Origin of the sequence: Saliphagus sp. GCM10025317 (genome assembly GCF_042663665.1) — an archaeon.
In the GTDB taxonomy this organism is placed as follows: Archaea; Halobacteriota; Halobacteria; order Halobacteriales; family Natrialbaceae; genus Natronosalvus.
Genome location: NZ_JBHTAQ010000007.1, coordinates 274,545 through 292,043 on the forward strand (window position 1 = coordinate 274,545; position 17,499 = coordinate 292,043).

Below are 17,499 nucleotides of genomic sequence, written 5' to 3' on the forward strand. Positions count from 1 at the left end.
GCAGGCTAATTAACGCTTGTTGTCCGGGGTCGCCTCGAGCTTCGAGTACCGTCTCCTCACTCCCCGTCGAAATCCGCGAGCGTCTGCGTGCCCGTCCCGGCGCGATGTTTCGTCGCCAGTCCCGCGAGGTGGGGCGCCTCGGGGACGATCAACTGCTCGCAGGCCGTTCGACAGGCGTTCGTACTCCCCGGGAGGCAGAACACGGGCGTGTCCGCGGCGATCCCCGCCGTCGCTCGCGAGGCCATCGCTCGCGTGCCGACCTCGTCCCACGAGAGCGACCGGAAGAGCTCGCCAAACCCTGGCAGGTCGCGTTCGAAGAGCGCCGAGGCCGCGTCCGGGGAGACGTCGTCGGCGGTGACGCCCGTTCCGCCGGTCGTGAGCACGACGTCGATCCCGGGCTGGACGACCAGACTCCTGACGGCCGTCCGGATCGCCGCGTAGTCGTCGCGGACGAGCTCGCGGGCTCGGACCTCGTGACCTTCGCCCTCGAAACACTCCTGGATGGTGTCGCCGCCGGGGTCGTCTGGATCCGGCTCGTCGCTCGCGGCTCTCGAGGACGAGACGGTGACGATTCCTACGTGCAGCGGATCGATGACGTCGTGTCCGTCGTCGTCGGTCGTTCGTCTGTCGGCGGGTGTCGACATGGGCGTCTCTCCGGTGGGCGGGAACTAATAGCCATTCCTCGAGAACGGTGTTGCGATCGCTGTTCGCGAAGCGCGGTCGCGTCCTCGCATCACGGCGTGGGTACTCCGCGAGCGCGAGTGTGATTGCGAGAGAAGGCGCCGAAGCCAGGACTCGAACCTGGGACCGCCTCGTTAACAGCGAGGTGCTCTACCAACTGAGCTACTTCGGCTTGGGGCATCTGCTGGTTGTCGGGTCGATTTGATAGGGCTTTCGCTTTTCCCCGAGTCGTGCCCCGAGTTCACGTCGCACACGGGTTCACTTCTCCCTTGTCCTCGCATCCGACCTCGTCCTCGTCTTCGCCCCACGTTCGCTGTCGCACGCGCGCTCGCCGTCACCCTCCAACGAGCGCGCGTTGTCCTTCGATACCCTTTCGGCCGTCGCTCGAGTACGTCCCCCGTATGAGCGACGATACGGGGGAGGGCGAACCCGAACACGGGGCTAACGGGAAGCCCGGCGACGCGGGCGCGAGGAACGCCGCACTCGAGGCCGTCACCGAGCGCGTCCTGGAGCGGATCAGCCCCGACGACGTCGAACGCGCGACCATGCACGCGGCTGCCGAGGAACTTCTCACTCGAGCGACCGCCGCGGGAACCGACCGCTGTCCGGACGCCGACGTCGTCCAGGTTGGATCTACGGCACGCGATACGTGGATCAGCGGCGACCGCGACATCGATGTCTTCGTCCGCTTTCCACCGTCGCTCGACCGCGAGACACTCGAGACCTACGGGCTCGAGGTTGGCCACGAGACGCTCCCGGAGGGCCACGAGGAGTACGCCGAACACCCCTACGTCACGGGCGAGTATGACGGGTTCGACGTGGACGTCGTCCCCTGTTTTCGACTCGACGCCGCTACCGACATCCGCTCGTCGGTCGACCGGACCCCCTTTCACAACCAGTATCTCGAGGCTCGTCTCGACGACGAGACCGCCGACGACGTTCGTCTCGCCAAGCAGTTTCTGAAGGCGATCGGCGCGTACGGATCGAACCTCCGGACGAAGGGATTCAGCGGCTACCTGACCGAGTTGCTCGTCGTCGAGTACGGCGGCTTTCGGCCCCTGCTCGAGGCGGCGGCCGACTGGCGCCCACCGGTCGAACTCGATCCCGAAGACCACGGCCGAGCGACGTTCGACGACCCGCTCGTCGTCATCGACCCGACTGATCCCGAACGCAACGTCGCCGCAGTGTGCTCGGCGGCGAACGTCGCCCGGTTCCAGCACTACGCTCGCGAGGTGCTCGAGTCGCCCCGAATCGAGCTGTTCGAACCGGACGAACCGGAGCCGCTCGAGTCCGACGAACTCGCGGCCCACCTCGACCGACGCGAGACGACGCCCGTCGCGATCCGATTCGATACCCCTCCCCTCGTCGACGATCAGCTCTATCCACAGCTCCAGAAGTCCCTCGACGGCATCGTAAGCGGTCTCGAGCGTCGCGAGTTCGACGTCCTCAGAGTCGAGGCGTTCGCCGACGCGAGCGCCGTTCTCCTCGTCGAACTCGCCGTCGCCGAGCGCCCGGCCGTCGAGCGCCACGAGGGGCCGCCGGTTCACGTCAGGGACCACGCCGAAGGGTTCTACGACGCCTACGCGGACGACGAGACGGTGTACGGCCCGTTCATCGACGGTGCCCGGTACGTCGTCGAACGCGACCGGGAGTTCACCGACGCCGTTTCGTTCCTCGAGAGTGACCGACTGCTGGACGTCGGACTCGGCGCCCACGTCGAGACGGCACTCGAGGACGAGTACGAAGTGCTGGTCGGACCCGACGTGAGCGCGTTGCTCGAGGAGTTCGGGACGGCGTTACGGGCGTACTTCGAACCGACGCCGTGATCGATTCGGCGTCGACTCCCTCGGCGCCGTCTCAGTCGTCGCCGTCTCAGCCGTCGTCGTCTCACTCGGCGTCGCCTGCGTCCTCGATGACGCCCTCGACGAGCGAGAACACGTTTGCCTCCTCTCGCCCCTGAGTCTGTTCCGGGTAGACACCGATCGCCACGAGGTGGTCCTCGCTGGTCTGGATCGCTTCGGTGACGTGGATGAACACGTCGAGGTCGACGCCGTCGAACTTGGCGCTCGCGCTGAACCGTGACATCGTCGTCTCCTGTTCGAGTACCGACACCGACTCGTCGGCTTCGTGGGTGACGTCACCAAACCCGTCGTAGTTGTTCTTGACGAGCTCCATGACATCCTCCGTCGACATTTCCTCGATCGGGTTGAGTTCCTGCCCGAGGACGTCGACCTGCGGCGTCGTTATTACGTTGAAAACGGCCGCGCGCAGACTCCCCAGGGGGCCGAGGTCGACGCTCTTGTCGTACTCCGTCAGGTAGTTCGTCACGGTCACCGTTTCGCTGTAGAGGAGCAGGTCGACGTTCTCGTCGACGCCCAACGGTTTGGTCCTGATTTCCTGGTAGCCAGTGTCCTCGAGCACCGACTGGTCGACGCCGGCCGGCGCCGATTCGTGTTCGTCGAGTCCCAGTACACCCAGACACCCCGAGAGACTCGCGAGACCGACGACACCGGTCCCTGCGAGCACGTCTCTACGATTCATCGTGTACTACCTGGCGAGTCAGTTCTAATGAGTGTGTTGGCTTCTATCCAGTCGCTCGAGTGGCACGATCCGATTCTCACCGGTGAACCGATCGGTTCCCGTGGCGCTACTCGAGCTCAAGGCCGTGTGCATCGCGTACCTCCTCGAGCAGCGCGGCGACGTCGTCGCTCACCGGGTCGTCCGGGCCGAGCGGGTCGCGCCCGTCGAACGTCTCGTGGACCAGCGCGACGCTGTCGGCGAGCACTTCCAGGCCGTAGCCCCCCTCAAGGACGAACGCGAGGGCGGCGTCGACGTCTTCGGTCAGCGTGCGGAGCCGATCGGTCATGAGTGCGTACGCTTCGGTCGACAGGCGAACGCGCGAAATGGGGTCGTGGCGGTGGGCGTCGAAGCCGGCGCTCGTGAGGACGAGTCCGGGGTCGTAGGCCTCGAGCGCCGGGGCGATGACGCCGTCGAGCGCCTCGAGGTAGTCGCCGTCGTGGGCGCCGGCGGGCATTGGGACGTTCATGGTTGTCCCCTCGCCTGCGTCGGTTCCGGTCTCGTCGACGTCGCCCGTCCCGGGATACAGCCCCTCCTCGTGGAGCGAAACGAAGAACACGTCGTCGCGCTCGTAGAACAGGTCCTGCGTTCCGTTGCCGTGGTGGACGTCCCAGTCGATGATCGCGACGCGGTCGACGTCGTATTCGTCGATGGCGTACTGGGCCGCGACCGCGACGTTGTTGACGAAACAGAACCCCATCGCGTCGTCGTAGACGGCGTGGTGCCCCGGCGGCCGCCCCAGCGAGAAGGGTGTCTTTCGACCGTCGTCGCCCTCGAGCGCGCGTTCGGCGGCCCAGCACGCGAGGCCGGCGCTGGTCCGGACCGCGTCCCACGTTTCCTCGACGGCGCTCGTGTCCGGGTCCCAGCTGCCGCCGCCGTCGGCACAGAACTCGCGAACCTCCTCGAGATACGAGCGGTCGTGGATCGCGGCGATGGTGTCTATCGAGAGCGGATCGACGTTGACGTACTCGACGCCGTGTTTCCGCTTCAGTCCCTCGCGAATCGCCCGGAGGCGGTCCGGCGTCTCCGGGTGGCGCGGGCCAGGGTCGTGTTCGAGGCAGGTGGAGCTGTACCCAAAGCGCATGTGATTACTGGAAGAGCGCGAAGTACGTCTCGATGTCGTCGGCCGTGATCGTCCGGCGGTCGGCGTGATGAGCGAGTGTCGCCGCTGCTCGAGCGACGTTGTCGGCGTAGTCCTCGAGAATGTCCGCGAGCGCGATGCGGGCGTCCATGGAGACGCGATAGTGTTCGTCGATGTCGATGCGCGCGATCCGGTCGACCGGGGCGACCGGCAACTCGAGGTCGTCCTTGTCGACGACGGTTTCGACCTCGAAGTCCTCGGCCATCAGCGTCTTCCGGCCGTCTGCGGTCGCTCGCTCGGCCGCGTCGATCGCCAGCCGGGCGCCGTGGGCCTGAATCTCCCTGGCCAGTTCCTCTGCTGCACCGGCGCTCACCCGAAGGTCCCCCGCGTTCCGTCGAATTATCGTGTCCACCGGAGCGAACGGGAGTTCGACGTTCATACACAGATAGCCGAAGTTGACCTTCTTAACGCTTTTCGTACAGGCTACGGGCGTGCCCGCTCAGAAGACCTCGTCGGCCTCGAGTCGCCCGTCGCTGACTTGGCCACGCGCCGTCACTTCTTCCCCGAGGCCGACGTCGGCGCTCGTCTCGACGCTCATCGTCGTCTCGCCGTCGTCGAGGACGACCGGGTCGCCAGCCTGGACGACGACGCCGGTGAACTCGATCTGTTCGCCGTCTTCGGGGTCGTCGGCGTCGTCGGCACCGGCAGCATCACCTGCATCGCCATCCTCACCGTCTTCGGGCGCGTTCGCCCCGCCGGCATCGCCGTCCGCGAACGCCGAGAGCCCGGCCGACTCGCTCCCGCCGTCGGCTGAACTCGAGTCGGCGCTGGCACCACCGCCACCGCCCTCGCCGAGCACCGTCACGGTCGAGCGCCACCCGGCGGAGGCCTCGAGGTCGTCCTGCCAGCCATCCTTAATCTCGACGTCCGCCAGGGCGACCTCGTCGCCGGGACCGACGTCGACGTCGGCCTTCTCACTCCACATGGCGACGCGAATGTCGCCCGTCGCGTCCTGGACGCGGATGTTTCGAACCTGCCCTTCCGAGCCGTCGTCCCGGTCGAACGTCCGCTTCGGGTCCGCGGATCGAACGACGCCCGCGATGTCGACCGTGTCCCCGATCTCGAGGGATTCGATCGGCGTGCTCTCGGGGACGTACTCGACGTCCGCCTCGACTCCCTCGACGGCGCCGCGGTTGCCGACGTGGAGTTCGAGCGAGCCGTCGCGGTCGCGCACGTAGCCGTCGACGACCTCGACGGTGTCACCGGGGACGAACTCCTCGGCGAGGTCGGCTCGCTCGTCCCAGAGAGTGACCCGGACACGTCCGGTCGAGTCGCCGAGCGTGAGGTTGGCCACCTTCCCCTCCGAGCCGTCGTCCCGGTCGAACGTCCGGACGGCGTCGGTGTCCAGGACGACGCCGACGAGGTTCACGTCCGAGAGGCCGAGCGAGAGCGCCTCGACGGTGTAGGTGTCGGAAATCTGGACGTCGATCTCGGTGTCGTCGTCCGGCTCGACGTCGTCGACGCTCACCTCGACCCCGCTGAACCCCTCCTTCGGGCGGCCCTTAACCTTCAGCACCTGTCCCTCCTCGAGTTCGTCGACGGCTGCCTGGGCGTGTTCGTCCCAGAAGGCAGCCCGGACGCTCCCGGTCTCGTCGGCGACTTCGACGTTGACGACGCGCCCGTCCTCGTCCTCGCCGTCGCGCTCGAACGTGCGGAGATCGCCGATCTTTACGACCTTCGCGGTGAACTTCGCCTCCTCCATCCCCGGTTCGATGTCCGCGACGCCGGTGACCTCGCTCTCGCCGAGTTCGTGTGCGATGAGCATCGCCGCCGTTTCCTCGTCGGCGAGCCCACCCATCTGCTCGACTTTGGCCTCGACGGCCTCGCGAAACTCCTCGAGGGAGACGTCGGCCTCGAGGTCCTCGTAGATACCCTCGATCTCGCTCATTCTATGCTCGTGCATGGGTAGCCCGCGCATAAGCATTGTCCATTTGCGGTCGTCGCCGGATTCGGTCGTTCATACCGGGACCTGCCGCGGGATCGTATTTAAACCGTCGGCCGCCGTCGGTCGGTGTCGAGCGTGCGCTGGTGCTCGAGGTCGTGACTTGAAACGTGGTTCGGGGACCTGATTCGTGAGTGACTCGTGAAGGACTCGAGGTAGTGACTCGAGAGCTGTGCGCTGCGGTCACGTCCCACAGAATCGACAGCGGCACCGCCTCCCTTTCGAAAGGGCTTTAACCGACTCCGGGTAACGATGAGATGAGTCCTGGTAGGGTAGTGGACTATCCTCTTGGCTTGCGGAGCCAGGGACCGGAGTTCAAATCTCCGTCAGGACGTTTCTGTCGACACTAACCCGCGAGCGGAGCGAGCGACTGGTGTCGACGAAACACACACGGAGATTTGAGCAGACGAGTCGCAGCTCGGAAAGCGAACGACGTGAGCGACCCGGACCGTCTCGACGTGTTCAAATCTCCGTCAGGACGCTCACTTCTCGCGAGCGCTTCGCGTTGCTCAGCGCTCGCTGCGGGTTCGGTCCTGACGTGCCTTTCGCTCGCTTCGCTCGCGAAAGACTCCGTCAGGACGCTCTTTGGACGTACCTCTGGACGGTGGCTCAGTCAGGGCGCTCTCGTGAACGTAGTCTCAGCGGAGGCTCCGTTAGAACGCTCTTTGGACGTAACCCTCCGGTGGACGACTCCGTCACTCCCCTCGAGTACGCTCCAAAAAACGTAGATCAACAGCGGTCCGATTGCCGTTACCGGGTGTCTTTCACGCCGCCGGGGAAGTCGTTGTTCTGCAGCGAGACGTTACTCGAGCCGTCGAGGATGAACAGGGAGTCCTCGCCCTCGTAGGACTCGCTGTAACTGTCTTCGATCACCACGTCGTCGGAGCCGTTGACGACGATGGGAACGTCATCCGTCGTGAACTCGCCGTTGGTGATGTGGTAATTGTCACCGCGGAGCTCGAGTCCCCCGCGACCGTCTCCGGGCTGGTCGATCGACAGGTCGTGGAACCGGCAGTTGCTTCGCTCACAGTAGATCGTGTGTCGGATCGGCGATCTGGTCGCGTCGCCGGTCACGTTGACGTCTCGCAGACTGACGATGCCGGCGTCCTCGCCGAGGATGCGGAACGCGTAGCCGCTGGCGTCGATGTCGACGTCGACGTTTTCGACCGTCGTTCGTCCCGACTCGGGATCGATCCGGATTCCCGAGTTGTTACCGTCGCCGATCGAAATCGAGGTGTTCCTGATTGTGGCCTCGTCGACGTCGTCCATCACCCGTATCGCAGCCCCGTTCGGTTCGGGAATCCTGATCTCGGCGCCGTCAATTTCGAACGACTGCCCGTGGTCGAGTCGAATTGCGTGCTGGCCCGCTGCTCGCACGGCATTGTCGTCCACGACGATGACCGGGTCCTTGACCGTGGCCCGGTTCCCGGAGAGCCGAATCGACGCGGTGCCGCTGTTTCTAAACAGGCCACCCTGGACGACGAGTTCGCCGTCGTCCGACGATTCGTAGAGGCCGTTGTCAGGGAACGCGCCGAGGGTACAGTCACTCAGCGTGAGCGACCCGTGATGATTCGGGTTGACGGCGATCCCGGTGGGCCCGCGCCACATGTTCCCGCTGTTAGGCGTGTCGTCGACGTGAGCCCCGCCAGCTTTCGCACGGAAACACTCGACGAATCCCGTTCCTCCCGGATCGGTGATGTTGAACAGACCCGGACCCCACGTGCCGCTGTCGTGCAGGCCGTAAATACCGATTCTGCCGACGTAGAGGCCGTCTTCGACCTCCGCGCTGATTACGCGGATCCCCGTGTCCTTGGCACTCTGGTCCACGGTAAAGTTCTCGAAGTGCAGGTCCCGTCCGGGACGGTCGGCGGTGCCGAGCCTGAACAGACGGTACTGCGGTCCATCGAAATTGTGGTAGTTCGCGGGTACCAGCGTCGCCTTGTCCCCGACGAATCCGGCATTATTGAAGTTGGTGAACCGGACCTGCTCGTCCATGTAGTAACGCCCCTCGGGGAACTTCAGCAGCGTGTCGTCGTTGACGAGCCGCTGTATGACGGGTGTCACCGATTCGTTTCCGGTGTTGTCCGCCCCCTCCTCCGTGACGTCGATAACCGTCCGGTACTGGTCCTCGAGTGTATCGTCAGACGCGGACGTCACCCCCGAAAGAGCGAGCGCAGAACCGGCGCCGACGAGACAACCTTTCAGATACGATCTCCGACCGAATCGAGCCGACTGTGGTTCGTTGGAACTCACGGGAGGCCCTGAGAACAGTGACTATTTGGCTATAGGCTCTGTAACGTTCCACGCTTGAATTTCAGGAATAAAATAATAGAGTTGCAATTATTCGAACCAATAACGCTCCCCCAGAAACGACATTCACGCACGCGAGGGGGTCGATGGGTTACTCGCCAGCTAACTCCGTTCGGATCAGTGAATTCGTCGATCGGCCGCTCGAACGGGCGCTAAGTATGTGAACTGGGTTAGTTAATCCGGATTGATCACAGTTCGTGGGTTTCTCTGGACGGAATCGTGCGCCCTCACTCGCTCCGGGCTAGAGGAAGCACGTATTTGTTCCTGGCATGAAACGAACGACGTATGCCAGGCAGTCGTCAGTTCGCACTCACGACGGTACTCGTCGGCGTCATTGCCCTCTTACACGCCACGTTCACGTGGCCAACACGCGTGACGATCGCGTTCTTCGTCGGCGGCGCGTTGATCGCATTCGTTGCGGAAGCGCTCGTCATCGGCCTCGGCTGGCTCGAGCACCACCTCGGCCCGAAGGTCGCGGGCGTGCCGCTCTACGTGCTGTTCGGCTGGACCGGCGCGATCTACGTCGCACTTCGGCTCGCGTTTCTCGCGGTCGACGGCTGGAGTGTCGTCGTCCTCGCGGCCGCGCTCGCGACCGGGTACGACCTGCTGGTCGATCACCAGGGCGTCGAGGAGGGGTATTGGACCTACACCGACGGGCTCCCCGGGCCCCGTCGTCGCGGGGTTCCGTGGTGGAACTTTCTGGGCTGGTTTGTCATCAGTGGACTGACAGCGGCGGTCGCCGTCTCGCTGCTCTAGTTCGGCCTCCCTTTCGCGACTAGCGAGTCAGGACTCGAGTACCTCGAGGACGCCCGCCGTATCGGCGGGAACCGGCTCCGGATCGCGGCCGGCCGCGGCGGCCGCGTCGGGGTCCTTGAGCAAGTGTCCGGTAGTGAGACAGGCGACGCGTTCGTCGGCGGCGACGATGCCCTGTGCTCGAAGTTTCCGAAGGCCAGCGACCGACGCGGCCGACGCGGGTTCGACCCCGATGCCTTCCTCGGCCAGGTCGCGCTGAGCCGCGGTGATCGCCTCGTCGCTGACGGCGACTGCGGTCCCGCCGGTCTCCCTGATCCCGGGGAGGGCCTTCGGCGCGTTCACGGGATTGCCGATCCGGATCGCCGTCGCGCGCGTTTCGACTTCGTCCCAGCGGCGCACCGCGTCCGCGTCGTTCTCGATCGCTTCGACCATCGGTGCGGCCCCCTCGGCCTGCACGCCCGTCAGTTTCGGCACGTTCCCGATCGCGAGTTCGCCCGCCTGGACCAGCTCGCGGAAGACCTTGTACAGCGCCGCAGTGTTCCCCGCGTTGCCGACGGGGAGGACGATCCGGTCGGGCCAGGTCCCGTAGTCGGCCTGGAACCCCTCGAGAATCTCGAGCCCGATCGTCTTCTGGCCCTCGAGGCGGAACGGGTTCAGCGAGTTGAGGAGGTAGGTTTCGCCACGACTGGCCAGCTCCTGGACGATGTCGAGACACCAGTCGAAGTTGCCGTCGACCTCGAGGATGCGCGCCCCGTGGAGGCTGGCCTGGGCGATCTTGCCGGCGGCGACCTTGCCTGCGGGAAGGAGGACGAGCGTCTCCATGCCACCGCGAGAACCGTACGCCGCGAGGGCGGCACTGGTGTTGCCCGTGGAGGCGCACGCGAGGCGGTCGGCGCCGAGTTCGCGGGCGACGGCGACGCCGACGGTCATTCCCCGATCTTTGAAGCTCCCGGTCGGGTTCATCCCCTCGTGTTTAATTCGAAGGGTCTCGACGCCGACGTCGGCTTCAAGCCGAGGAACTCGGTAGAGCGGCGTGTTCCCCTCCCGGATTGTGACACCCGAGTCGAGCGGGAGCGATTCGGCGTACCGCCAGACCCCGGTGCCCGAGAAGTCCTCGAACGTGGGAAGGTCGTCGGAGCGAACCTCGAGCAGCCCGTCGCAGGCGTCGCAGGTGTAGCGAATGGCCTCGAACGGGGCGAACGTCTCGCCGCAGGCGACACACTCGAGCCAGGTACCGTCGACCGCGGTTTCGGCTGGTGACTCCCAGTTGGCCGTGAGAGAGAGGGTGTGCGAAGGATCGTGGCTTTCGGTCATTACCGGCGGGAGGGAGCCAACGGGGAAAAGTGGGTGGGTTGCTGCGGATGCTGCCGTCGAGGGCTATCGGGCCACCACGATGTCGGTGGTCATCACGACGCCGATTCTCACGAAAAGTCGTCGATGACCTCGTGAACGCCCGCGGTCCAGGTGTCGAGCGCTTCGTGGAGCGCTTCTTTCGCCTCGGGGAGGGGGACGGCGGTGTACTGGTAGACGTATCCACCGCCGTCGAGGAGTCGCCGATCTCGTTGTGCGAGCCCGCGCTCGACGAGCGTCGACAGCGATCGGTTGACCGTGCTTCGGTCGCGGTCGAGCACCGACGCCAGCTCCGCGATCGTGCTCCCGGGGTGCTCGAGGAGCGTCAGGTAGGTCCGCGTTTCGTGGGTTTCGATGCCGAATACGCAACTCATCACGGTGTGGAATTGCGGATCCGACTGCTCCATCAACTCCTCGAGTCGATGGCGGGGATCGTTCGACATGTGTTCACGTGCGGGCGATGGCGCCAAAAACGCTCGCCCGGTCGTGCGGGGTTGTACGGGTTCGCGGCCGAGGATCAGTCCTCGTCGTCGCTGTACGGGTCCGTCGATTCCGCGTTGCCGCTCGAGTCGGCTGAATCCGTGGCATCCGATTTCGCGTATCCCATCTTTCGAATGCAGGCTCGCATCTCCTCGAGCGTTTCGTGCCGGTGAAGGCGGGTCGGCGTATCGCAGTAGTACGTACCGTCGACGACGCGAAGCGTGACGTCGTGGCTCTCGCCGAGTGCCCGGGTCGTGATCACGACTCGGCGCCCGTCTCGAAGCGCCTCGAGAATCGTCTCAGGCGGGTGCTCGCCGGCCGCGATCCGCAACGGCGTCGTCATTCGTTCTCCGTTCGAGAACCACAGGAAAAACGGTTTCTCTCCATTACCCCGTCCGTTCCCGACGCCACGCACGCGCGATCGTGTATGAACGACTCCACACCGGGATAGACGTAGTTCCTCGAGGACTGTACGTCCTCTTGTATGGCATCAGGTACCACATCACAGACGACCGTCGCGAATCGAACATCGATCCAGCCCTGGCAAGCCGGGGTCGTCGGCGGGCTACTCGGCTCCGTCGCCTTCGGCGCGCTCATGGTGACCATGATCCCGGACCCCGTCCTCGAGGTCGCGATTCCGAATATGTACGGTATCGAGGCCACGCCCGCGAACCCTGCGGACCTCGCGGGCTGGGTAATTCACCTCTCACACGGCGCCGTTATCGGCGTCGTCTTCGCCGTACTGGTCCACCGCGGACCGATCGCCACCTGGACGAACTCGGGCGTCAAGACCGCGCTGGTCGGACTGCTGTACGGCGTCGTCGTGTGGGTCGTCCTGGCGGTCTTCGTCATGCCAATCTGGCTCGACGCGGTCGGCTTCCCGGGCGCTCCGCCGCTTCCGAACGTCAGCGAACTCAGCCTCGTCGGTCACGCCGTTTACGGCCTCGTTCTCGGTACGGTCTACGCCCTGATCCAGCCCTGACCGGGAAAGTGGCTTCCCCGCCGGGTTTGCGCCGCTTCGACACACACAAACCCCCGGGGCTCGTCGCCTCAGCCACGATGAACGCGATTGTCACTGCTCCCGACGAGGACGGTATCGCCGACGCGCTCGAGGCCGTCGGCGCCGACGTGAAACGGCTCGAGGGTCCCCTGACCCGGCCGGTACTCGAGGAAGCAGGCATCGTCGACGCTGAATTGTACGTCCTGACTGACGTCGGTGAGTCGACGACGATCCCGATCGTCTGTGATCTCACCGACGACGTTCGGACGGTCGTCTACGACCGGAATACGGTGCCGGAGTTCGTACGCGGCCAGCTCGACCTCGCGGTCGACCCGGCCCTGATCGCTCCGGACGTGCTCGCGAGCGAACTCGTCCGGGAGCCATCGCCGTGACCACTCGTCGCTAGTTCCCGCGGGATTGGCACATTTTGCCTGCAACTGGAATAAATTCGTTGCAATTGATCGTGCGGATTCGGAATATTCTGTTAATGAACTTTCTACCCCTCGAATTCGGCCGATTAAATCCGGGTAAAGTGTGGTAGAATCCGACCGAATCGGGTGGACCGACACCGGCGTTGAAGTAACTACCACTCGTTGTCCTTGATGGAGGTCGACGGGCGAATCCCACCACAAGAGGCACCCCAAGCCTTAGTCGATCCCGTGACTTCCAGCAACCCACCACAGCACCCTTCCCCACCATTGCCGCGCCACGTTCGCGGACGGAGGCCTGCACCTCCTCCGGCCGGTTCGTGGCTGTCGACGATGGAGGCTCTGCACCGGCCTCCTTCGTCCCTGCAATTTTCCACCCTCGAGACCGATCTCTGACCGATCTCTAGTCGTCGATGTCGTCTCGAAGTGCCCGTAGTATTGGGATCTCGTCGAGCCGTTCGTCAGCGAGCGCGTTCCAGTCGATACCCGTCGGCCTGTCGGCCGGGTCCGGGCGGAGAACGCGTTCCGGTGTGACGATCAGATCCATCGGGACGTCGTGGGCGTCCGACTCGAGACCCGAGACCAGCTGTCGTTCGTGGACGGTCGTCGCGACGATTGTCTCGTCGTCGACCAGGCCGAGTTCGCGAAGGATGGCGTACTCGAGGTCGCTGTAGCCCTCGCCTTTGCCGATCCGGGTTCCCGTTTCGTCGACGGCGACGCTTCCGGAGACGATCAGGTCGATGTCGGGGACGGTTTCGGGTCGAACCGCGGTGCCGTGAGTCGACGAACCGGAGACCGTCGTCGCCGCGTCGTAATCCTCGAGCGTCTCTGGATCGAGTTCAAGAAAGCACCGCTCGTCTCGAAGGCGCGGCACCGCCATGTAGACCGTCTTTCCGTCTCGAAGCGCTCGCCGCCGCACGGGTAGCTGTGGCGCGTCCGGATTGGCCTTGATCGTCTCTGCGGCCTGCCACTCCGGTTGCTCGGCTAACACCGCCGCGGCCTCTTTCGCCCCCTCGAAATTCGGAATGCGGCCGTGTGGCGGGTAGGGAAACCGGGCCGTTCCGGAGGACTCGAGGTCGTCCCAGATTCGGTCGCGGATCGCGTCTTTCTCCATACGAGTCGTACGTCTCACCGTCCCTATGGTGATGGTGATTTCGACCGATCGTCGCGTCGCTCGCCCCAAGATTTCGGATGCGGCCGACCGTTCCCAGATCACTACGGCCGCTCGTATGGACCTCTTACACTTCTAACACCCGGACTTCCGGCAAGCATACACAGGTGGGAAACCCTTATGCGCGGCGGGCGGAAAGATCCGATGAACGGCATGACTGTTACGCTCAAGGACTTCTACGCGGACTGGTGTGGCCCCTGTAAGACCCAGGACCCGATCCTCGAGGAGCTCGAGGACGACTGGGACGGCCGATTCGAAGTAGAGAAGGTCAACGTCGACGAGGAACAGGACGTCGCAAACGAGTATCAGGTTCGCTCGTTGCCGACGCTCATCATCGAGAACGACGACGGCGTGGTCGAACGCTTCGTCGGCGTTACCCAGCGCGAGGACATCGAGGACGCCCTCGAATCGGCCGGCGCGTAAGGGCCGCGACCGAGCGCAGGCCTGAGCAACCGAAAATCGGTTCGTCGCTCGGACGGACGATTCTCTCCGCGTTTTTCGCCGTGACGATCGAGTACGTTCCGATCGACGAGCGGGACGCCGACGTCGTCGATGCGCTCGAGGTAAACCTGGAGGGCGGTGATCGTGTCGTCCTCCGTCTCGAGGCCAACCGATTTTTCGCCTCCGTCTCGAGATCGATCGATTCATCGACGCGTACGCGTCGGTGAGGGCGCTGGTGTCGGCGGTCGTGGACAGTTCGTCGAGAATCAGTACCGTGACGCCATCGTTCGCCGGCGTCTCAAGAAGCGGTGCCAGCGCTGCTCCTGTACAGGTCAGTGGAATCGAACACCAACGTCGCGCATGTCGTCGTTGTACCGGGCGACGTTGATCACGAGCGGCGTCACGCTCTCGACCTCGGGTGCGTTGGCGATGGGGCCGGCGTCGAGCGCCCGGAGACCGTCGATCTCCGTCGCCAGTCGCCGCACCATCTCTTTCGCCGAGACGTCGTCGCCGACGACGAGGGTATCGACGTCCAGGTCGGCCTCGAGGTTCGACAGTTTCGCGGCAGCGAGGTTGTGGAACGCGCCGACGACCGGCACGTCGTCGGGCGCGCGCTGAGCGACGAGCGCCGTGACGCTCCCGGTTCCGGGCGGGTGGTAGTGCAGGCCGTCCTCGTCGCCTTTCATGCCGACCGCGGGGCTGACCAGAATCGAGTCCGCGTCGAGTTTTTCGGCGACCGCTTCGACCGTGTCGCCGACGTGGTACGGCGGCACCGCGAGTACGACGACGTCCGCGCGGTCGGCCGCCATCTCGTTGGCGAAGCCCTTGACCGTCGGCTCCCCGCCGCGGGACTGGGATTCGATCGTTTCGACGTAGGTGTCGGCGGCGTCTCGAGCCTTCTCCGGGTCGCGAGAGCCGATCAGAATCTCGTGGTCGGTGTCTCGAGCAAAGCGCAGCGCCAGTCCTTCGCCGATGTCGCCGGTCCCACCGAGGAGTGCGATTCGCATACCCGATTCTGGGGTCGGCAGGGTGATTAATCGCTAGGTGTTCGGTCGGTCCTGCCGGTTTCGGTGGGCGTTCACTCGAGAACGAAAAAGGGCCGAGACGGGTGTCCGCCTCACACCTCAGGGTTCATGGTTCATGGCTCATGGCGCGTCGTCGTCTTCCGGGTTCATCGCCGACCCGAGGCCGCCATCGTAGGCGCCGCGATTCTCGATTTCGCGGATCCGCTGCTCGATTCGGGTTTCCAGGGCTTCCCGAGGCGATGTGTGGCCCTCGAGGTCGACGTCGAGGTCCGCCTCCTGGAGTTCCGAATCGTCGAGGTCCGTTAGCGTTCGTCGCGCGTCTTCGAGGACGGTAAGCGCCTCGTCGGTCTCGAGGTCGGTCGCGCGCTCGAGAGCGGCCTCGATCTCGTCGGGGGAGTGTTCGGCCATACGGTCGATACGAGATGGGGCGGTATCAAGGTCGGGCCGTCGGGTTTCGGCTGGGTGCGGAGGCGCTCGATGGTGTGGATCGACGAGCACCGTCCATCGAACGCTGTTGCTCATCAGCATTCAGGCGTGCGAAAAAATCGAAACGGCACGTGGACTGAGTCCACCGGCCGTGACTTCTCAGCCGAGGAACGGCAGTGAACGCTGGTCGGTTTCGGTGTCGTTGGTGTCGTCCTCGGTGTCAGTATCGTCGGTATCGTTAGTGTCGGTACCGGTATCCGTCTCGTTGTCGCCGTCCTCACCGAGCGCCTCCTCGAGTTCGCTGGTGTCGCCGAGCGTGACCGTTTCGGCGGTGGAGTTCTCGACGGTTACCTCGCTGGCGGAGACGAACTCGATGGTCTCACCGGTGTCGTTCATCTCGTCGTCGGTGCCGATGTCGGTCTCGTTCTCTTCACCGTCGTCGGTTCCGATGTCGGTCTCGTTGTCGCCGTCATCAGTCCCAACGTCGGTCTCGTTGTCCTCGCCATCGTCGACTCCAACGTCGGTTTCGTTGTCGTCGTCGGTTCCGACGTCCGTCTCGGTCTCGTTATCGTCCTCGGTGTCGACGCCGTCTTCGTCGCTACTCTCGAGCGACTGGATGGTCATCGACTCGAAGGTGAGTTCCTCGACTTCGAAGGTTTCGATGGTGAGTTCCTCGATCTCTTGCGTGTTTTGCTCGTCAGTTTCGTTGTCTGTATCGTTCGTGCCGACGTCAGTATCCGTCTCGTTGTCTTCATCATCCACGCCAACGTCGGTCTCGTTGTCTTCGTCGTCCAGACCGACGTCAGTCTCGTTGTCTTCGCCATCGTCGGTCCCAACGTCGGTGTCCGTCTCGTTGTCGTCACCGTCACCGCCTAACAGCCCCTCGAAGAAGCCACCGATCTGCTCGAGGACGCCCTCTTCGTCTTCCTCGACGTTCATCTCCTCGATGGTGAGCTGTTCGACGTTCATCTCCTCGATGGTGGCGTTCTGGACGACGAGTTCGTCGGTATCCTCCTCGATGACGTTCTCTCCAGTGGTTTCGTTGTCGCCGTCCTCAGTGCCGACGTCGGTCTCGTTGTCTTCGTCGTCCATACCGACGTCAGTCTCGTTGTCTTCATCATCCACGCCGACGTCAGTCTCGTTGTCTTCGTCGTCCATGCCGACGTCAGTCTCGTTGTCTTCGCCATCGTCGACCCCAACGTCGGTATCCGTCTCGTTGTCGTCGCCCATCCCTTCTTCCTCGAAGCTAAGATCACTCATCGAGACGTTCTCGAGCTCGAGCGATTCGATCTCGATATCCGAGATGGTGATCTCCTGGGAGTCCGTGCCGAGGTCGTTGCCGTCACCTGCGTCAGTTTCGTTGTCGCCGTCGTCCGTACCGACGTCCGTGTCGTTCTCGGTGTCAGTCTCCGTATCGGTATCGGTGTCGTTCGCCCCCGAATCGTCCGTCTCGTTGTCCTCCTCGAGTGCCTGCTCGAGTTCTTCGTCTTCGACGTTCAGGGTCTCGACGTTCAACTCCTCGATCGTCACGTTCTCGAGGGTGACGTTCTCGAGTTCCAGGGTTCCGACCTGGACGTTCTGGATCGATGCGCTCGTGTCTCCCGTCGTCGCGTCATCACTCGCACTCGTCCCTGTTGTCGCCGCGGCCAGTGCAGGGCCGCCGCCGATCGCGACGGCAACCAGGGCAGTGACGAGGATGACGGTCAACTTTTGTGCTCGTGAAGCCATGCGATTCGACCGATGGCGACGATGAGAGTAAAACAAAGAGACTGTT

At 64.3% G+C, this 17,499-nt stretch carries 19 protein-coding genes and 2 tRNA genes; 7 read left to right on the forward strand and 14 right to left on the reverse strand.

Annotated features, from left to right (window positions below):
• Positions 1-56: 56 nt before the first annotated feature.
• Complete coding sequence (locus ACFQS4_RS15925) at positions 57-644, reverse strand: MogA/MoaB family molybdenum cofactor biosynthesis protein (RefSeq protein WP_500194243.1); 588 nt, start codon at positions 642-644, stop codon at positions 57-59.
• A gap of 136 nt (positions 645-780) precedes the next feature.
• Positions 781-853: transfer RNA gene (locus ACFQS4_RS15930), tRNA-Asn, on the reverse strand.
• Between the two features lie 229 nt (positions 854-1,082).
• Here ACFQS4_RS15930 and cca point away from each other — a divergent pair.
• A complete protein-coding gene (gene cca, locus ACFQS4_RS15935; protein WP_500194246.1) occupies positions 1,083-2,507 on the forward strand; it encodes a CCA tRNA nucleotidyltransferase in 1,425 nt (474 codons plus the stop codon).
• Between the two features lie 61 nt (positions 2,508-2,568).
• Here the strand turns inward: cca and ACFQS4_RS15940 are convergent, their stop codons facing one another.
• The 4 genes from ACFQS4_RS15940 to ACFQS4_RS15955 form a co-directional block, all read right to left on the reverse strand.
• Entirely contained in the window at positions 2,569-3,222 is a 654-nt protein-coding gene (locus ACFQS4_RS15940) for a DUF6517 family protein (protein WP_500194248.1), read from the reverse strand.
• 106 nt (positions 3,223-3,328) lie between these two features.
• A complete protein-coding gene (locus ACFQS4_RS15945) occupies positions 3,329-4,342 on the reverse strand; it encodes a histone deacetylase family protein (protein WP_500194251.1) in 1,014 nt (337 codons plus the stop codon).
• A 4-nt stretch (positions 4,343-4,346) separates the two neighbouring features.
• Entirely contained in the window at positions 4,347-4,778 is a 432-nt protein-coding gene (locus tag ACFQS4_RS15950; protein ID WP_254158560.1) for a histone, read from the reverse strand.
• A 60-nt stretch (positions 4,779-4,838) separates the two neighbouring features.
• The gene (locus tag ACFQS4_RS15955; RefSeq protein ID WP_500194254.1) at positions 4,839-6,287 is read right to left on the reverse strand and encodes a single-stranded DNA binding protein; all 1,449 of its coding nucleotides are present in this window, start codon (positions 6,285-6,287) and stop codon (positions 4,839-4,841) included.
• A gap of 315 nt (positions 6,288-6,602) precedes the next feature.
• Here ACFQS4_RS15955 and ACFQS4_RS15960 point away from each other — a divergent pair.
• Positions 6,603-6,675, forward strand: a tRNA-Arg gene (locus ACFQS4_RS15960).
• Between the two features lie 416 nt (positions 6,676-7,091).
• Here ACFQS4_RS15960 and ACFQS4_RS15965 read toward each other — a convergent pair.
• On the reverse strand, positions 7,092-8,498 hold the full coding sequence (locus tag ACFQS4_RS15965; protein ID WP_500194256.1) for a hypothetical protein: 1,407 nt from the start codon (positions 8,496-8,498) through the stop codon (positions 7,092-7,094).
• Positions 8,499-8,936: 438 nt separating this feature from the next.
• Between ACFQS4_RS15965 and ACFQS4_RS15970 the strand changes: the two genes are divergently transcribed.
• A complete protein-coding gene (locus tag ACFQS4_RS15970; RefSeq protein WP_500194259.1) occupies positions 8,937-9,407 on the forward strand; it encodes a carotenoid biosynthesis protein in 471 nt (156 codons plus the stop codon).
• A gap of 27 nt (positions 9,408-9,434) precedes the next feature.
• Here ACFQS4_RS15970 and thrC read toward each other — a convergent pair whose 3' ends face one another.
• The 3 genes from thrC to ACFQS4_RS15985 all read right to left on the reverse strand — a co-directional run bounded on the left by thrC (position 9,435) and on the right by ACFQS4_RS15985 (position 11,577).
• Complete coding sequence (gene thrC / locus ACFQS4_RS15975; protein ID WP_500194261.1) at positions 9,435-10,718, reverse strand: threonine synthase; 1,284 nt, start codon at positions 10,716-10,718, stop codon at positions 9,435-9,437.
• A gap of 107 nt (positions 10,719-10,825) precedes the next feature.
• Positions 10,826-11,197, reverse strand: a complete 372-nt coding sequence (locus tag ACFQS4_RS15980; RefSeq protein ID WP_500194264.1) for a helix-turn-helix domain-containing protein — start codon at positions 11,195-11,197, stop codon at positions 10,826-10,828.
• Between the two features lie 74 nt (positions 11,198-11,271).
• On the reverse strand, positions 11,272-11,577 hold the full coding sequence (locus tag ACFQS4_RS15985) for a DUF8001 family protein (RefSeq protein ID WP_500194266.1): 306 nt from the start codon (positions 11,575-11,577) through the stop codon (positions 11,272-11,274).
• Between the two features lie 141 nt (positions 11,578-11,718).
• On the opposite strand from ACFQS4_RS15985, the gene ACFQS4_RS15990 reads away from it, so the two are divergent.
• Positions 11,719-12,216, forward strand: a complete 498-nt coding sequence (locus ACFQS4_RS15990) for a DUF6789 family protein (protein WP_500194268.1) — start codon at positions 11,719-11,721, stop codon at positions 12,214-12,216.
• Positions 12,217-12,293: 77 nt separating this feature from the next.
• The gene (locus ACFQS4_RS15995; protein ID WP_254158552.1) at positions 12,294-12,626 is read left to right on the forward strand and encodes a DUF7126 family protein; all 333 of its coding nucleotides are present in this window, start codon (positions 12,294-12,296) and stop codon (positions 12,624-12,626) included.
• 439 nt (positions 12,627-13,065) lie between these two features.
• Here ACFQS4_RS15995 and ACFQS4_RS16000 read toward each other — a convergent pair whose 3' ends face one another.
• Positions 13,066-13,776 (reverse strand): 5-formyltetrahydrofolate cyclo-ligase, encoded by a 711-nt coding sequence (locus tag ACFQS4_RS16000; protein WP_500194271.1) that lies wholly within the window; start codon positions 13,774-13,776, stop codon positions 13,066-13,068.
• Between the two features lie 210 nt (positions 13,777-13,986).
• Between ACFQS4_RS16000 and ACFQS4_RS16005 the strand changes: the two genes are divergently transcribed.
• Complete coding sequence (locus ACFQS4_RS16005; protein ID WP_253430898.1) at positions 13,987-14,256, forward strand: thioredoxin family protein; 270 nt, start codon at positions 13,987-13,989, stop codon at positions 14,254-14,256.
• A gap of 80 nt (positions 14,257-14,336) precedes the next feature.
• The gene (locus ACFQS4_RS16010) at positions 14,337-14,501 is read left to right on the forward strand and encodes a hypothetical protein (RefSeq protein WP_500194274.1); all 165 of its coding nucleotides are present in this window, start codon (positions 14,337-14,339) and stop codon (positions 14,499-14,501) included.
• A gap of 105 nt (positions 14,502-14,606) precedes the next feature.
• On the opposite strand, the gene npdG is transcribed toward ACFQS4_RS16010, so the two are convergent.
• The 3 genes from npdG to ACFQS4_RS16025 form a co-directional block, all read right to left on the reverse strand.
• On the reverse strand, positions 14,607-15,281 hold the full coding sequence (gene npdG, locus ACFQS4_RS16015) for an NADPH-dependent F420 reductase (protein WP_500194276.1): 675 nt from the start codon (positions 15,279-15,281) through the stop codon (positions 14,607-14,609).
• Positions 15,282-15,419: 138 nt separating this feature from the next.
• Positions 15,420-15,707 (reverse strand): hypothetical protein, encoded by a 288-nt coding sequence (locus ACFQS4_RS16020; protein ID WP_500194278.1) that lies wholly within the window; start codon positions 15,705-15,707, stop codon positions 15,420-15,422.
• Positions 15,708-15,884: 177 nt separating this feature from the next.
• Positions 15,885-17,453 (reverse strand): midas domain-containing protein, encoded by a 1,569-nt coding sequence (locus ACFQS4_RS16025; RefSeq protein WP_500194281.1) that lies wholly within the window; start codon positions 17,451-17,453, stop codon positions 15,885-15,887.
• Positions 17,454-17,499: the final 46 nt, after the last annotated feature.

Excerpts from the sequence above, each read along its gene's own strand:
- ACFQS4_RS15925 (WP_500194243.1), bottom strand. The coding sequence starts at position 644 with ATGTCGACACCCGCCGACAGACGAACGACCGACGACGACGGACACGAC.
- cca (WP_500194246.1), top strand. The coding sequence starts at position 1,083 with ATGAGCGACGATACGGGGGAGGGCGAACCCGAACACGGGGCTAACGGG.
- ACFQS4_RS15940 (WP_500194248.1), bottom strand. The coding sequence starts at position 3,222 with ATGAATCGTAGAGACGTGCTCGCAGGGACCGGTGTCGTCGGTCTCGCG.
- ACFQS4_RS15945 (WP_500194251.1), bottom strand. The coding sequence starts at position 4,342 with ATGCGCTTTGGGTACAGCTCCACCTGCCTCGAACACGACCCTGGCCCG.
- ACFQS4_RS15950 (WP_254158560.1), bottom strand. The coding sequence starts at position 4,778 with ATGAACGTCGAACTCCCGTTCGCTCCGGTGGACACGATAATTCGACGG.
- ACFQS4_RS15955 (WP_500194254.1), bottom strand. The coding sequence starts at position 6,287 with ATGAGCGAGATCGAGGGTATCTACGAGGACCTCGAGGCCGACGTCTCC.
- ACFQS4_RS15970 (WP_500194259.1), top strand. The coding sequence starts at position 8,937 with ATGCCAGGCAGTCGTCAGTTCGCACTCACGACGGTACTCGTCGGCGTC.
- thrC (WP_500194261.1), bottom strand. The coding sequence starts at position 10,718 with ATGACCGAAAGCCACGATCCTTCGCACACCCTCTCTCTCACGGCCAAC.
- ACFQS4_RS15980 (WP_500194264.1), bottom strand. The coding sequence starts at position 11,197 with ATGTCGAACGATCCCCGCCATCGACTCGAGGAGTTGATGGAGCAGTCG.
- ACFQS4_RS15985 (WP_500194266.1), bottom strand. The coding sequence starts at position 11,577 with ATGACGACGCCGTTGCGGATCGCGGCCGGCGAGCACCCGCCTGAGACG.
- ACFQS4_RS15990 (WP_500194268.1), top strand. The coding sequence starts at position 11,719 with ATGGCATCAGGTACCACATCACAGACGACCGTCGCGAATCGAACATCG.
- ACFQS4_RS15995 (WP_254158552.1), top strand. The coding sequence starts at position 12,294 with ATGAACGCGATTGTCACTGCTCCCGACGAGGACGGTATCGCCGACGCG.
- ACFQS4_RS16000 (WP_500194271.1), bottom strand. The coding sequence starts at position 13,776 with ATGGAGAAAGACGCGATCCGCGACCGAATCTGGGACGACCTCGAGTCC.
- ACFQS4_RS16005 (WP_253430898.1), top strand. The coding sequence starts at position 13,987 with ATGACTGTTACGCTCAAGGACTTCTACGCGGACTGGTGTGGCCCCTGT.
- npdG (WP_500194276.1), bottom strand. The coding sequence starts at position 15,281 with ATGCGAATCGCACTCCTCGGTGGGACCGGCGACATCGGCGAAGGACTG.
- ACFQS4_RS16020 (WP_500194278.1), bottom strand. The coding sequence starts at position 15,707 with ATGGCCGAACACTCCCCCGACGAGATCGAGGCCGCTCTCGAGCGCGCG.
- ACFQS4_RS16025 (WP_500194281.1), bottom strand. The coding sequence starts at position 17,453 with ATGGCTTCACGAGCACAAAAGTTGACCGTCATCCTCGTCACTGCCCTG.